Source organism: Sphaerisporangium sp. NPDC005288, assembly GCF_040607475.1.
Taxonomy (GTDB): Bacteria; Actinomycetota; Actinomycetes; order Streptosporangiales; family Streptosporangiaceae; genus Sphaerisporangium; species Sphaerisporangium rhizosphaerae.
In genome coordinates, this window is sequence record NZ_JBEXGT010000019.1 from 65,154 (window position 1) to 78,733 (window position 13,580).

14 protein-coding genes are annotated in these 13,580 nt (G+C 74.0%); 7 read left to right on the forward strand and 7 right to left on the reverse strand.

Features of this window, described 5'->3' with window-relative positions:
* Window positions 1-13 precede the first annotated feature (13 nt).
* The 3 genes from ABZU32_RS19320 to ABZU32_RS19330 all read left to right on the forward strand — a co-directional run bounded on the left by ABZU32_RS19320 (window position 14) and on the right by ABZU32_RS19330 (window position 1,890).
* A complete protein-coding gene (locus ABZU32_RS19320; RefSeq protein ID WP_354836374.1) occupies window positions 14-775 on the forward strand; it encodes an SDR family NAD(P)-dependent oxidoreductase in 762 nt (253 codons plus the stop codon).
* Between the two features lie 36 nt (window positions 776-811).
* Window positions 812-1,159: a hypothetical protein gene (locus tag ABZU32_RS19325; protein ID WP_354923896.1), complete on the forward strand. Its 348-nt coding sequence runs from the start codon at window positions 812-814 to the stop codon at window positions 1,157-1,159.
* Between the two features lie 68 nt (window positions 1,160-1,227).
* Window positions 1,228-1,890 (forward strand): cyclase family protein, encoded by a 663-nt coding sequence (locus ABZU32_RS19330; protein ID WP_354923897.1) that lies wholly within the window; start codon window positions 1,228-1,230, stop codon window positions 1,888-1,890.
* Window positions 1,891-2,180: 290 nt separating this feature from the next.
* Here ABZU32_RS19330 and ABZU32_RS19335 read toward each other — a convergent pair whose 3' ends face one another.
* Window positions 2,181-3,158, reverse strand: a complete 978-nt coding sequence (locus ABZU32_RS19335) for an aldo/keto reductase (RefSeq protein WP_354923899.1) — start codon at window positions 3,156-3,158, stop codon at window positions 2,181-2,183.
* Between the two features lie 42 nt (window positions 3,159-3,200).
* The gene (locus ABZU32_RS19340) at window positions 3,201-3,974 is read right to left on the reverse strand and encodes a cyclase family protein (protein ID WP_354923901.1); all 774 of its coding nucleotides are present in this window, start codon (window positions 3,972-3,974) and stop codon (window positions 3,201-3,203) included.
* 155 nt (window positions 3,975-4,129) lie between these two features.
* On the opposite strand from ABZU32_RS19340, the gene ABZU32_RS19345 reads away from it, so the two are divergent.
* Window positions 4,130-4,579: a nuclear transport factor 2 family protein gene (locus ABZU32_RS19345; RefSeq protein WP_354923902.1), complete on the forward strand. Its 450-nt coding sequence runs from the start codon at window positions 4,130-4,132 to the stop codon at window positions 4,577-4,579.
* A 271-nt stretch (window positions 4,580-4,850) separates the two neighbouring features.
* Entirely contained in the window at window positions 4,851-6,044 is a 1,194-nt protein-coding gene (locus tag ABZU32_RS19350) for a YncE family protein (protein ID WP_354923904.1), read from the forward strand.
* A gap of 18 nt (window positions 6,045-6,062) precedes the next feature.
* Here ABZU32_RS19350 and ABZU32_RS19355 read toward each other — a convergent pair whose 3' ends face one another.
* The 5 genes from ABZU32_RS19355 to ABZU32_RS19375 all read right to left on the reverse strand — a co-directional run bounded on the left by ABZU32_RS19355 (window position 6,063) and on the right by ABZU32_RS19375 (window position 11,189).
* The gene (locus ABZU32_RS19355; RefSeq protein WP_354923906.1) at window positions 6,063-7,331 is read right to left on the reverse strand and encodes an ABC transporter substrate-binding protein; all 1,269 of its coding nucleotides are present in this window, start codon (window positions 7,329-7,331) and stop codon (window positions 6,063-6,065) included.
* A 1-nt stretch (window position 7,332) separates the two neighbouring features.
* Window positions 7,333-8,484 carry a branched-chain amino acid ABC transporter permease gene (locus ABZU32_RS19360; protein ID WP_354923908.1) on the reverse strand — a complete coding sequence of 384 codons (1,152 nt, stop codon included), beginning with the start codon at window positions 8,482-8,484 and terminating at the stop codon, window positions 7,333-7,335.
* Window positions 8,477-9,367: a branched-chain amino acid ABC transporter permease gene (locus tag ABZU32_RS19365; protein WP_354836356.1), complete on the reverse strand. Its 891-nt coding sequence runs from the start codon at window positions 9,365-9,367 to the stop codon at window positions 8,477-8,479. The genes ABZU32_RS19360 and ABZU32_RS19365 overlap by 8 nt, the downstream gene beginning before the upstream one ends.
* Window positions 9,364-10,173 carry an ABC transporter ATP-binding protein gene (locus ABZU32_RS19370; protein WP_354923910.1) on the reverse strand — a complete coding sequence of 270 codons (810 nt, stop codon included), beginning with the start codon at window positions 10,171-10,173 and terminating at the stop codon, window positions 9,364-9,366. The genes ABZU32_RS19365 and ABZU32_RS19370 overlap by 4 nt, the downstream gene beginning before the upstream one ends.
* Before the next feature lie 203 nt (window positions 10,174-10,376).
* Window positions 10,377-11,189, reverse strand: a complete 813-nt coding sequence (locus ABZU32_RS19375; protein WP_354923912.1) for an ABC transporter ATP-binding protein — start codon at window positions 11,187-11,189, stop codon at window positions 10,377-10,379.
* Window positions 11,190-11,374: 185 nt separating this feature from the next.
* On the opposite strand from ABZU32_RS19375, the gene ABZU32_RS19380 reads away from it, so the two are divergent.
* Window positions 11,375-12,577, forward strand: a complete 1,203-nt coding sequence (locus tag ABZU32_RS19380; RefSeq protein WP_354836350.1) for a helix-turn-helix domain-containing protein — start codon at window positions 11,375-11,377, stop codon at window positions 12,575-12,577.
* Between the two features lie 286 nt (window positions 12,578-12,863).
* On the forward strand, window positions 12,864-13,541 hold the full coding sequence (locus tag ABZU32_RS19385) for a phosphatase PAP2 family protein (protein ID WP_354836348.1): 678 nt from the start codon (window positions 12,864-12,866) through the stop codon (window positions 13,539-13,541).
* Window positions 13,542-13,580: the final 39 nt, after the last annotated feature.

The window sequence follows — 13,580 nt, forward strand, 5'->3', positions numbered from 1 at the left end:
GACAGGAGCGGACATGGATCTGAATCTGCGGGGCCGGTCGGTGCTGGTCACCGGGGCGAGCGGCGGCATCGGGCAGGCCATCGCGCGCGTCTACGCCGCCGAGGGCGCCAAGGTGGCCCTGACCTACCACACCGGTGCGGAACGGGCCGAGAAGCTCGCCGAGGAGCTGACCCGGAGCGGCGCGGCCGACGTCATGACCGTGCGCTACTCGCTGGAGGACCCGGCGACGGTGGCCGCCGCCGTCGCCGCCCTCGAACGCTGGGACGGCCCGGACGTGCTCGTCGCCAACGCGGTCCGCTGGGGCACCCGGCGCGCCCTCGGGCAGCGGCTCTGGGAGGTGCCCGAACACGACTGGGAACCGGTGATCGGCCACAACGTCGCGCCGACCCTGCGCACCGTCCAGCTCGCGGTCCGCGGCATGGCCGCCCGGCGCTTCGGCCGCGTCGTGCTCATCTCCTCCCACGTCGCGCTCAACGGCCACCCCGGCCAGGAGTTCTACGGGGCGGCCAAGGCGGCGCTGCACGGCTTCTGCCGCAGCCTCGCCTGGGAGGCCGGCGGGGAAGGCGTGCTGGCCAACGTCGTGTGCCCGGGTCTGACCCTCACCGAGCGCGCCCGCACCGGCCTGCCCGACCACGTCAGGGAGGCCGAGGCGGCGCGCACACCGACCGGCCGGCTGAGCTCACCCGAAGACGTGGCGCGGACGGTGGCCTTCCTCGGCTCCCCGGCCAACGGCAACATCACCGGTCAGCTCCTCACGGTCGCCGGAGGCCGCTAGCGCCTCCGGCAAGGAAGGACGATCACCATGCGCATCATGCGGTTGCGTACGACGACCCCCATGGCGGCGGGCCTGCTGTTCGTGCTCCTCGCCGCCCCGGGCGGCTGCGGCGCCGGGGCGGCCATCACCGCCGACTCGGTCGCCCGCATCGGCGCCGACGCCTTCGCGGACGCCGGCCACCCCCTGGCCCACGGGCTCGACTGCACGGCCAAGTCCAAGGGCGCGGTCAAGTACGACGTCGACTGCACCGGCCGCACCAAGGACGGCAAGAAGGCCACCCTGACCGCCAAGAACGTGGCCGAGGACTCCCACGACGACGACGGCGTCTTCGTCGGCAAGGTGGACGGCAAGACCATCTTCAGCCGTAAGTGCCTCGCCTGCTGATCCTCGACCGGCTTTCGAGAGGCCGCTGTGAGCATGTGGTTCCCACCGGAACGGCCGAAGGGAAAGCCGTGGAACGCCGAATCGTCGACCTCGCGCACGTGGTGGCCGAGGACATGGTCGTGAGCCCGTTCATGCCCAGGCCCGTCATCGGCGCGATGCTCGACCGCGCCCAGTCGGCCCGCTTCCTCGCCGAGGGGGTGTCGTGCCTGATGTCGAAGATCGAGGTGGTCGGGAACACCGGCACCTACCTCAACGCCCCGTACATGTTCCACCAGGACGGGCCCGACCTGGCCGCCCTCGACCTGGCGCGCCTGGTCGACCTGCCCGTGCGGGTCGTCCGGGTGCCCGAGGGCGTCGTCGCGATCGACCCCGAGGCGCTGGGCGAGCTCGGCGACCTCTCCGGCGCGGCGCTGCTGATCAACACCGGCCACGACCGCCACTACGGCGGCGAGGCCTTCTTCGCCGCCTCGCCCTTCCTGACCGCCGACGCGGTCAAGCACGTGATCGCGGCCGACCCGGTGCTCGTCGGCATCGACTCCCACAACATCGACGACGGGACCGACAACCACAAGCCCGCGCAGAACCTCCTGCTCGGCGCGGGCATGTGCGTCGTGCAGCAGCTCACCCGGCTCGGCGAGCTCCCCGAGCACGGCGCCCGGCTGACCGTGCTCCCCATGCCCGTCAAGGGCATGGCCAACATCCCCGTCCGCCCGATCGCACTGACCGCCTGACCCCGCACCCGCCCGCCGCCGGACCGCCGCCGGGCCGGCACGGCGCGGGCCGGCACCTGAGCCGGGGTTGGGCCGGTACTGACGCGGTGATCACCTACGTTCACCGGGCGCGGCTCTTCACTCCGGTCTCGTGCTGTGGATGATCGGCGCCGGGTCGGCGGGGCGTGGTGCGGCGATGCCGGCGCCGGTTACGCGCCTGAGCCGGTGAACGTTCCTGGACAGCGCGCTGACCGGGTGCGGGGCCGGCCCTGTGGCGGTGCCGGACAGGGCCGGGCCGGGGCCGCGCCCGGTCAGCCCTGGTCGACCATGCGCATCATCGGCGGGGCGTAACGCTCGCCGGCGGCGCAGCCGGGCGGGAACAGCTCCTCGACCCGGCGCAGCTCGGCGGCGGTCACCGGCATCGCGGCCGCCGCCGCGTCGCGCCCAAGGTGGCCCGGGTCCAGCGTCCCGGGAATGACCGCGACGTCGCCGCCCCTGGACAGCAGCCAGGCCAGCGCCAGCTCGGCCGCGCCGTGCCCCAGCTCCGCGGCCAGGGCGGCGAACCGCGCGGCGAGGTCCAGGTTGCGGGCCAGCGCCTCGCCCTGGTGGCGCGGGTCGCGGTGACGCCAGTCGTAGGGCGGCAGCGCGTCCATGTCGGGCCGCTCCCCGGTGAGCATGCCCAGGCCGAGCGGTCGGTAGGCGACGAACCCGATGCCGAGCCGCCGGCACGCGGGCAGGATCTCCCGCTCCACGTGGCGCTCCCACAGGGAGTACTCGGTCTGCACGGCGGTGAGCGGCTGGACGGCGTGCGCCCGCTCGATCGTCGCCGCGGCGGCCTCGCACAGCCCGACGTGGCGCACCTTGCCCTCCGCCACCAGCTCCGACATCGCCCCCATGGAGTCCTCCACGGGCACCGCGGGGTCGACGCGCGCCAGGTAGTACAGGTCGATGACGTCGGTGCCCAGCCGTTTGAGCGACGCCTCGCAGGATCGCCGGACCGCCTCAGGGCGCCCGTCCAGGCCGGGCGGGCCCGCGTCGCGGTGCACGACGCCGGTCTTGGTGGCGACGACGGCCTGCTCGCGCCGGCTGCCGAGCAGCCGTCCGAGGGTCTCCTCGCCCGCGCCCCCGCCGTAGTAGCCGGCGGTGTCGAACATCCGCACTCCGAGGTCCAGGGCGCGTGCCACGGTGGCCGCCGCCCGCTCCCCGCGCCCGGCCGGCGTGGCCAGGCCCATGCAGCCCAGGCCCACCGCCGGCACCGTCAGTCCCTGTCCCAGGGTCGCCTCGCGCATCGCCGTGCCTCCTCGGTCGTCCAGCCCTCGGTCGTTCAGCGCTCAGTCGTTCAGCACGGCGACGGCCCGCGCCCAGCCGGCGCCCGCGCCCGCGATCTTGACGGGGAAGCAGACGACCTGGAAGCCGAACGGCTCGGGTAGCGCGTCCAGGTTCGCCAGCCGCTCGATCTGGCAGTACTCGCGCTGCCTGCCCAGGAAGTGCGCGGGCCACAGCACGCTCGTGTCGCCGGTCTCGTGGTAGGTCCTGATGATGTGCGGGAACGGCGCGTCCAGGCTGAAGGCGTCGGTGCCGATCACTTTCACGCCCATGTCGAGCAGCAGCCGCGTCGCCGGCCCGTCCAGCCCGGTGAAGTCGGTGAAGTAGGCCGGTGTGCCCACCCGGGCCGCCGCACCGGTGTTCAGCAGCACGATGTCGCCCGGGCTCAGGGTGTACCCGATCCTGGCCAGCTCCTTCTCGATCACCGTCGGCCCGGCGGCGCCCGTCCCGAACGAGGTGAGGTCCAGGACCACCCCGGGCGCGAAGAACCACTCCAGCGGCATCGCCTCGATCGTCCTCGGCGTGCCGTAGGAGGCGGCCGAGCCGTAGTGGGCGGGCGCGTCCACGTGGGTGCCAGTGTGCACCGTCAGCGAGAGGGTGTCGTTGTTGAGGAACTCCCCGCCGGGCAGGGCGTCCACGTCGAACTCGATGCCCATGTGGGCGCGCAGCTCCTCGCTCATGTGGCGCGCCCCCTCGGCCGGGGACATGGCCGTGTGGATGACCGGGTCGGGTTCCCAGAAGCGCGCGTCGATGGGCGAGGACAGGTCGATCAGCCGCATTCCAACTCCCGCGTCACAGGTCGGCGGCCGGCTCGGGCGAGCCGGGGCTCACAGCCGTCACCGTCCACCGCGCTGCTCGAAAGGCGCTCGAGGCGGTCTCCAGCCGGCGCGGTCACGCTGGGCGGGTCACGCCACCACCGCGGAAGGGACGGCCCATGGTGTTGCCATCGGTCATCGGCACCCTGTCGATCGACGAGCTGCACGTGCGCGTGCAGCGCTTCTACGCCGAGCAGATGCGCCTCCTCGACACCGGAGCCACCGGCGAGTGGGCCGAGACGTTCACCGAGGACGGCACCTTCAGCGTGCCGACGTTCGCCGAGCCGGTCCGCGGCCGGGCCGCCATCGCCGCGGGGGCGCGGGAGGCGGCCAGGGCCCGGACGGCGGCCGGCGTCGTCCACCGCCACTGGATGGGCATGCTCACCGTCGAGCCGGGCGAGGACGGCACCGTCCGCGCCCGCTCGTACGCCCTGGTCATCGAGACCCCGCTGGGGAAGGCGTCCAGCGTCCACCGCAGCACCGTGTGCGAGGACCTCCTGACCCCCTGCGCCGACACCTGGCAGGTCCGCGAACGCGTCGTCACCCGGGACGACCTGCCTGCCCGCTGACCCCCTCGGCCGCCCCGCCCGGCGGTCCCGCCCGCTACCGGCCCTCGCCCGCCGTTGCGTCCGGTGCGCGGCGGGACGCGGGCGGCGCCGGCCGTGCGGGCGGGCGGCCGGTGAACGCCGACCGTCCGATGACCCGGCGTTGATCGTCGGCTGACCTTCCTCCCCCTAGCGTTTCGATTCGATGGCCGGCCGTAAGCCGGGTGCTCGGAGCGCGAAGGGGAGTCATGCAGCGGCGCACGTTGCCGGTTCGGTCGCCCGGGGGTCGTAGCTGATGCGGGAGGCCCGATGCGGGGCCGCCCGGCCGCTCCTGGCCGCCTGCGCCCTGACCCTGACGACGACCATGTCGGCCTGCGCCGGTGAGGGGCCGCGTCCTGCGGCCCCGCCGTCCGCCCCGGCGCCCACGGCCGCCGCCGCCGCGCCCGTGCCGCACGGCGGCGCGAAGAAGGCGCCGGCCCGGGACGTCTACGCCGGGGATCGGGCCGGGATGCTCAGTCCGGTCGTCGCCTCCTTCCCGTCGCTGGTGTACGTGCCGAACAGCGAGAGCGGCACGGTCAGCGTCATCGATCCAAGGACCTACAAGGTCGTGCGCCATTTCCACGTCGGCCGCCGGCCCCAGCACGTGGTCCCCTCCTGGGACCTGAAGACGCTGTGGGTCAACAACAACGACGGCAACACGCTGACGCCGATCGACCCGGCGACCGGCGAGCCGGGCAAGCCGATCCGGGTCGAGGACCCCTACAACCTGTACTTCACCCCGGACGGCGCATCGGCGCTGGTCATGGCCGAGCGGCTCAACCGGCTGGACTTCCGCGACCCGCACACCTTCGCGTTGCGCGGCTCGCTGCCGATGCCGTGCCGGGGGATCAACCACGCCGACTTCACCGCCGACGGCGAGACGATGCTGGCCAGCTGCGAGTTCTCCGGGCATCTGGTGGCGATCGACCTGGCCCGGCGCAAGGTGCGCGAGGTGGTGGGCCTGCCGCACCGCGGCATGGCCCACCACCCGAACATGCCGCAGGACGTCAAGCTGTCCCCGGACGGCACGACCTTCTACGTCGCCGACATGGCCGCGGGCGGGGTGTGGCTCGTGGACGCCCGGGACTTCAAGGTGGAGGACTTCGTCAGGACCGGCGCCGGCGCCCACGGGCTCTACGTCAGCCGCGACTCGCGGAACCTGTACGTCTCCAACCGGGGCGCGGGCTCGGTGTCGGTGGTGTCCTTCGCCCGCCGCCGCCCGGTGGACACCTGGCGCATCCCCGGCGGGGGCTCGCCGGACATGGGCGGGGTGTCGGCCGACGGACGGAGGCTGTGGCTGGCCGGCCGCTACCACGGCGTCGTCTACGTCTTCGACACCGAGAAGGGCCGGCTGATCCACACCATCCGCGTCGACGCGGGACCCCACGGCCTGGCCGTCTACCCCCAGCCGGGCGCCCACTCCCTCGGCCACACGGGCGTCTTCCGGTAAGGCCCCGCGCCGCGGCGCTCAGCCCACCGGGACCTGGTAGTCCCTGGCGAGGTCGGAGACGGCGGCCTCCTTGAGGATGACCGTGCCGCCGACCGCCGTCTTGTCCGGGACGACGACGTAGGAGGCGCGGGAGGCCGGCTGGTCGACGTGGGAGAAGTCCATCGGCCGGCCGAATCCGCCGTCCCAGGACGGCTGCGACCGGTGCGCCCTGACGATGCCGTCACGGCTGAGGTCCTTGTTCGCGCACGCCTGCTTCAGCGCGTCACCCACGATCATCGCCGCGCCGTAGCCCGCGCCGACGCCGCTGTCGACGGGCTGCCCGGGGTACTTGGCCCGGTAGTCGGCCACCAGCTTCTGGACGGCCGGGATGGGCGCGCTCATGGGCGCCGCGGCGGTCATGACGTAGAAGCTCTTCAGCAGCGCGGGCGCGGCCGGGGTGCCGAGCAGCTGCGGGCTGTAGGCCGAGTTGCTGCCGACGAACGGGATGTCCATGCCCTTGGCGACGGCCACGCCGACCAGGGACGCCGCCTGCCTCGGGCCCACCGACACCATGATCGCCTTGACGCCGGCGTCCTTGAACGCCGACACCTGGGCGCTCATGTCCTGGTCGGTGGCCTTGATCTTCTGCTCGACGACGGTGAGCCCCAGCTTGCCGGCGGCGTACTTGGACCCGTTGAGCGCGCTCGCGCCGTAGTCGCCCTCGAAGTACAGGTGACCGATCTTGTCGCCGGACCTGATGCCCTTGTCCTTGGCGAGGAAGTCCACCCCGTTGATCATGTCGATGTCGTAGGTGGTGCCGGTGACCTGGACGGCCTGCCCGCCGAGCAGGCTGGTGGCCCAGGCCATGGGCAGCGTCAGCATCTTGTCGTCCTCGATGCGCCGCTTGAGCGCCGTGACCATCGGCGAGCCGATGAACTGGGGGACGGCCGCGGACTTCGGCGCGATCTCGGTGTAGGCGGCCACCGCCTTCTGCACGTCGTAGCCGTGGTCGCGGACGATGCCCGCGAGCTTGCGCCCGCACACCCCGCCCGCCGCGTTGGCCTGCTCGAAGTACAGCTGCTGCGCCTGGGTGAGGCTCTTGCCGAAGGAGGCGTAGGGGCCGGTCAGGTCGGTGAGGATGCCGAGGGTGATGGCGTCGGCGCTCACGCCGGGGCCGGTCTTCACCCCGTCTCCGCCGGTGGCGGGCTCGCCGCCCGTGGCCTTGCCGCTCGCGCACGCGCCGGCCGTCAGCGCGAGCGCGAGCGCGGCCAGTGGGACGCCTGCCGTACGCATGCCGGATCTGCCCATGTCAGCTCCTGGTGTCGGGGGAGGGAGAGGGAGTGGGGGAGTGGGGGGCGGGCGCCCGCGGGGCGCGGGCGAGGAGGGTCGCCCGGGCGCCGGCCGCCGCGCGCAGCCGGGCGAGCAGCCCGGCCAGGCCGCCGGGCAGGAAGAGCACCACGGCGACCACGGCGGCGCCGTACAGGATGCGGGCCGCCTCGGCGGGGGAGAGGCCGCCGGAGCCCGGCTCGGCGATGAGCGGCAGGTCGTCGCTGTAGCGGGTGAGGAGCTGGGGCAGCACCGAGACGAACACCGCGCCGAGGACCGCACCGCCGACCGACCCCAGGCCGCCGATGACGATCATGGCGAGGTAGTCCAGGGACAGCAGCACGCCGAAGTAGTCCGGCACGGTCCGCTGGAACACCAGGGCGAGCATCACCCCGGCCAGCCCGCCGTACATGGACGACAGCACGAACACCCCGGCCCGATAGCGGGCGACCGGGACGCCCATGACCCCGGCGGCGATCTCGTGGTCGCGGATGGTGTTCATCGCCCGGCCGGGCCGCCCCCGCAGCACTCCCCGGGCGAACGCCGCGGCGCCGAGCACGAGCAGCAGTCCGAGGAACCACAGCCGCTCCAGCGAGCCGAACGGCACGCCGAACAGCACCAGGGACGGGGTGTCGGCGAAGACCAGCCCGAACAGCTCCATCGGCGGGACGGCCCGCCCGTTGTACCCGCCGGTGAGCGGTTCGGCGTTGAACAGCACGTGCTGGCCGAGGAAGATCAGCGCCAGCGTGGCGATGCCCAGGTAGGCGCCCTTCAGCCGCCCGGCGATAGGGCTGAACAGCCCGCCGGCCACCCCGGCCGTCAGCACCGCGAGCGCCGCGGCGAGCGGGGTGGGCAGCCCGAGACCCGCCGCCGCGTGCGAGGCGCCCGCGGCCGGGGCGTCGGCGAAGTAGACGTAGGAGTAGGCGCCGACGGCGAGGAAGAAGGCGTGGCCCATCGACAGCTGCCCGGTCGAGCCGGTCAGCAGGGCGATGCCGATGGCGCCGACCGCCGCCGACATCGCGAACAGCCCGGTCTGCAGCCAGAACCCCTCCAGGTAGAAGGGGATCGCGATCGCGGCCGCCGCCCCGGCGGCCCACACCAGTGCCCGGCGCGCCCGGGAGCGGCCGTCAGACACGGACGGTCTCCCTGGTGCCGAACAGGCCGGCCGGGCGCAGCAGCAGGATGACGACCATGACCAGGAACGGCGCGACGTCGCCGATGCCGCGCCCGAGGAAGGCGAGCTGGTTCTGGTAGCCGCTCATCAGCGCCTCGGTGACCCCGACGATCAGACCCCCGGCCAGCGCGCCGGTGGTGGAGTCCAGCCCGCCGAGGATGGCCGCGGGGAACGCCTTGATCGCGGCCAGGGAGGTGCCGCGGTCCAGCCCGGGCGTGGGGAACACGCACAGGAACAGCGCGGCCACCGCCGCGAGGGCCCCGGCGACCGCCCACGCGCTCAGCGAGACCCGGCCGAGGCGGATGCCCATCAGGGCGGCGGTCTCGGCGTCCTCGGCGGTCGCGCGCATCGCGATGCCCCAGCCGGTGTACTTGAACGCCAGCAGGAACAGCGTGATCAGCGTCGCGGCCGTGCCGAGCGCGACCAGCCGCGTCTCGGCGACGGTCACCTGGCCGAGGTGGACGACCGCGTCGCCCCAGGGGTCGCCGAGCGCGAGGATCTCGGTGCCGATCTGGCGGGTCAGCTCGGTGGTCAGGACGATGTCGACGCCGATCGTCACGATGGCCAGCACGTTGTGGGACCCGGCGCCGGCCCGCCGGATGATGAGGAACTCGATCAGCGCCCCGACCGCCGCCGCGGCGGCGACGCCCACCAGCAGCGCGGCCCAGAAGCCGGTGACCGGCTGGAGCCGGGCCACCAGGTAGCCGCCGGCCAGCAGCAGCGAGGCGTGGGCGAAGTTCACCACCTCGGTGGCCTTGAAGATGACGACGAAGCCGAGGGCGATGAGCGCGTAGACGGCCCCGATGGAGATCCCGTTGAGCAGGAGCTCCAGGAATGTGATCACTTGTCCTCCTGGTCGGCGCTCGGGCCGAGGTAGGCCCGGATGACCTCGGGGTCGTCCTGTACCTGTCCGGGCGTGCCGTCGGCGATGCGGCGCCCGAAGTCGAGCACGGTGATCCGGTCGGCCAGGCGCATGACCATGCCCATGTCGTGCTCGACCAGCAGGACCGAGATGCCGAGGCCGCGGCGGACCTCGGCGATCAGCCCGGCCATCTCGGCCCGCTCGCCGGCGTTCATCCCGGCCACCGGCTCGTCCAGCAGCAGCAGCCGCGGCTCCATGCACAGGGCGCGGGCCAGTTCCACGCGCTTGCGCACCCCGTAGGGCAGCAGCCCGACCGGCGTGCCGAGCAGGCCGCCGAGGCCCGCGAACTCGGCGATCTCGGCCGCCCGCTCCCGGTGCCGCGCCCATTCGCGGCGGGCGGCGGGCAGTCGCAGGCCGGAGGAGACGAACCCGGCCCGGGTCAGCCGGTGCCGTCCGAGCATCAGGTTGTCGATCACCGGCTGGTGACCGGACAGGGCGATGTTCTGGAACGTCCGCGCGACCCCGAGCGCGGCGATGCGGTGTGGCGCCAGCGCCGTGAGCTCCGCGCCGGCGAAGCGGACGCTGCCCGAGGCCGCCCGGTACACCCCCGACAGCACGTTGAAGCAGGTGGACTTGCCCGCCCCGTTCGGCCCGATGACCGCGTGGACGCTGCCCGGCGCCACGGTGAAGCTCACCTCCGACAGCGCGGTCAGCCCCGCGAACCGCACCGTCACCTCCCGGACCTCCAGCAGCGCCGGGTCACTCGTCCTGTCCCGCGGCCCAGGCATACCGTCCGGTTGGTATGACCCGGTCACGCCGCTTCGGTCAGTGGTGCCGTCCGGTCGGGGCGACGAACTCATGCCGCTTCGGTCGGTCACGTCGTCGGGCAGGGGCGAGGAAGTCATGCCGCTTCGGTCCGTCACGTCGTCCGGTAGGGACGAGGGGGTCATGCCGCTTCGGTCCGGGATACCGTCCGGTTGGTATGACGGGGTCATCCCTGCCACCTCCCGATCGCCCGCCGCCCGGCGGGGCCGTCCAGGGGCCGGCCGTCCGCCGGGTCGCCCATGCCGAGGTAGCGCCGCCGCACCTCGTCGCCCGCGGCCAGTTCGGCGGCCGGGCCCTCCAGGGCCACCTCGCCGACCTCCAGCACATAGGCGTAGGAGGCCAGCGACAGCGCCGGCGCCACGTTCTGCTCGATCAGCAGCACCGAGGTGCCGCGCGCGTTGATCTCCCTGACCGTCTCGGCGATGCGGGCGGCCATCATCGGCGCCAGGCCCAGCGTCGGCTCGTCCAGCAGCAGCATCGACGGGCGCGCCATCAGGGCCCGGCCGATCGCGAGCATCTGCTGCTCGCCGCCCGACAGCAGTCCCGCCCGCTGGTGGGCCCGCTCCGCCAGCACCGGGAACAGGCCGAGGACCTCCTCGCGCGCCGCCGCCGAGCGCCGGCCGCCGCCGAGCCCGCCGGCGCGCAGGTTCTCCTCGACGGTCATCCGGGCGAACACCCGCCGGCCCTCGGGGACCTGCGTCACCCCGCGCGCCACCACGGCGGGGGCCGCGAGCCCCGACAGTCGTGTCCCCGCCCAGCGGACCGTCCCGCCGCCGATCGCGCCCCGGTGGAAGCGCAGCGTCCCGGAGATGGCCCGCAGAAGCGTGCTCTTGCCCGCGCCGTTCGCGCCCAGCACGGCGACGATCGCCCCGGGAGGCACCCTCAAGGACACCCCGCGCAGCGCGGGCACCGCTCCGTAGCTCACCGCCAGTCCGCTGACCGTGAGCCCGGCGTCGGCCGGGGGCGCCGTGGCCGCCATCGCTCCTCCTTCGGGTCGGTGAGCCACATACGAACGCCGCTCGCGCACCGTCGTCCAGATGCGGCGGTGAAGTCGCAACCGGTGCCCACCGCCGCGGGAGGGCCGTTGTGCGCCCGCACAACGGCGCGTCACGAAACGAAACCGAACCTTGTTCCGTACGGGCGGTGGATGGCAATCTACGAAAGATGCCCGCCAAGCGAAACGAGCACGTTGACGACGATGTGCGGCACGTCCTGCGCATCGTCGCCGCCCGGCTGCTCGAACGGCTCCCGGAGCTGGCCGACGAGCTGGTGGCCCGGGTGCGCGAAGGCGACGAGGCCTACCGCAGGCTCGTCTCGCCGGAGGAGCACCGGCAGAGCACGGAAGAGGGCCTGCGCATCGGCATCTCCGCCATCCTGCAACGGCCCCAGAAGCGCCGCGACCTGGAATTCGCCCGGTCCATGGCCCGCCGCCGCGCCGAGCAGGGGCTGCCCATGGACTCCCTCATGCGCATGTACCGCCTGGCGGCGCAGGTCACCTGGGCCGGGTTCGTCGACCTGGTCGAGCGCGAGCACCCCGAACTGCTCGGCGCGCTCGTGCGCACCGCCACCCACGTCTGGCACGCCATCGACCGGCAGGCGCTGACCGCGGCCGAGACCTACCGGCGGCGCGAGAAGGAACTGCTCGGCCGCGGCACCGAGCGGGTGAACGCGCTGCTGGACGACCTGCTGGAGGGCACCGGCGACGCCGCCGTCGCCCGCTCGGCCGCCGCCGCCCTCGACCTGCCCGAGCGGGGGCGTTATGCGGTCGTCACAATCAGGCTGCCGGTCCGCCAGACCCCCTGCGCCGACTCCCACCCCGAGACGCTCGGCGCGATGCGGCTGGTCTGGCGCATGCGCACCCACTACGAGGTCGCCGTCGTGGCGCTCGGCGACGGCACCCTCGACCGCCTGGTCGAGGGCATGGCCCCGGTGGTCTGCGGCCCGGCGGGGGTCAGCCCGGTCGTGGAGGGGCTGGAGGAGCTGGCCTCGGCCAGGAAACTCGCCGAGCTGGCCATGCGCACCTGCGCGGGATGCGGGCCCGAGATCGCCCGGCTGGACCGGCGGCTGCCGGCCGCGCTGGTGGTCGCCCAGCCCGAGCTGTCCGGCCGGCTGACCGGCGAGGTGCTCGGCGCTCTGCTCGCGCTGGACGCGGCCGACCGCGAGGTGCTGCTGGCCACCCTGTCGGCCTGGCTGCGCTGCGAGGGCTCGGCCGTGCGCGCCGCCGGCCAGCTGTACTGCCACCGCAACACGGTCTTCAACCGCATCCGCCGCGTCGAGCGGCTCACCGGGCGCTCGGTGTCGCGTCCCCGCGACATCGTCGAGCTCGCCCTGGCCCTGGAGGCCGTCCGCCTCCTCCCGGCCGGCTGACCGCCCGCCGCCGGGCGCCCGGTCCCTTCTCCCGGGCGGCTGGCCGCCCGCCGCCGGCCGACCGGTCCCCTCCTCCCGGGCGGTTGAGCGCCCGCCGCCGGGTGCCCGGTCCCCTTCTCCCCGGGCGACCGACCCCGGTCGCGGCCCGGCGGCGGGGGTTGGGTGAAGCAGGGCGGCGGGATGACCTTGAATTGGCCGGTGCGTGACCGGTGTCTTCCTAACGTGGCGGTAGCCGGGCGCACCAGGCGTTCCGGGCACGAACACGGCCAGATCGGAAGCACCGCCGGTGATCAGAAGAGCGCTCGACATCCTGGGGCCGCCCCTGCTGCTGCTCGCCGTCGCGCCGGCCCTCGGCCTGGCCGCCCGGACCTCCGAGTGGACCGGCGCCGACCTGCGCCTGGACGAGACGGTGCGCGCGACGCGGTCCGCCCCGCTGACCGAGCTGGCCCACGCCCTGCACGCGGCCTTCACCCCGCCCGCCGGAGTGACCATGATCGCGCTGCTCACGGCGGTGCTGCTGCTGGTCCGGCGGCCCCGCACGGCGGTCGTCACGTTCCTGCTGGTCACCGTCGGATGGACGGTCAACTCGGTGGTCAAGGCGCTCATCGACCGGCCCCGGCCGCCGGTCGCCTTCCAGCTCGTCCCCGAGCTCGGGCACGACAGCTTCCCCAGCGGCCATGTGGCCCTGACCATGTCGCTGGCGTTCGCCGCGGCCTACCTAGCCCACGGCACCCGGTACTTCCCCGTGGTCGCCGCGGCGGGCGTGCTCCTGGTGGTCGCGCAGGCGCTGGCCCGGCTGTACCTGGGCGTCCACTACCCGACGGACGTGGCCGGGTCGATCTTCACCAGCACGGCGGGCGCCTGGGCCGTGCTGCGGCTGAGCGCCGCCCGCGAGAGCCGCCGCGTCCGGGGCCGGCCCGGCGAGAAGGACGACCCCCGCCCGGTCACCGGCCTGCCCATCTGACGAAGCCTCGCGCCCAGCCGGCCACCGAAGCCTCGCGCC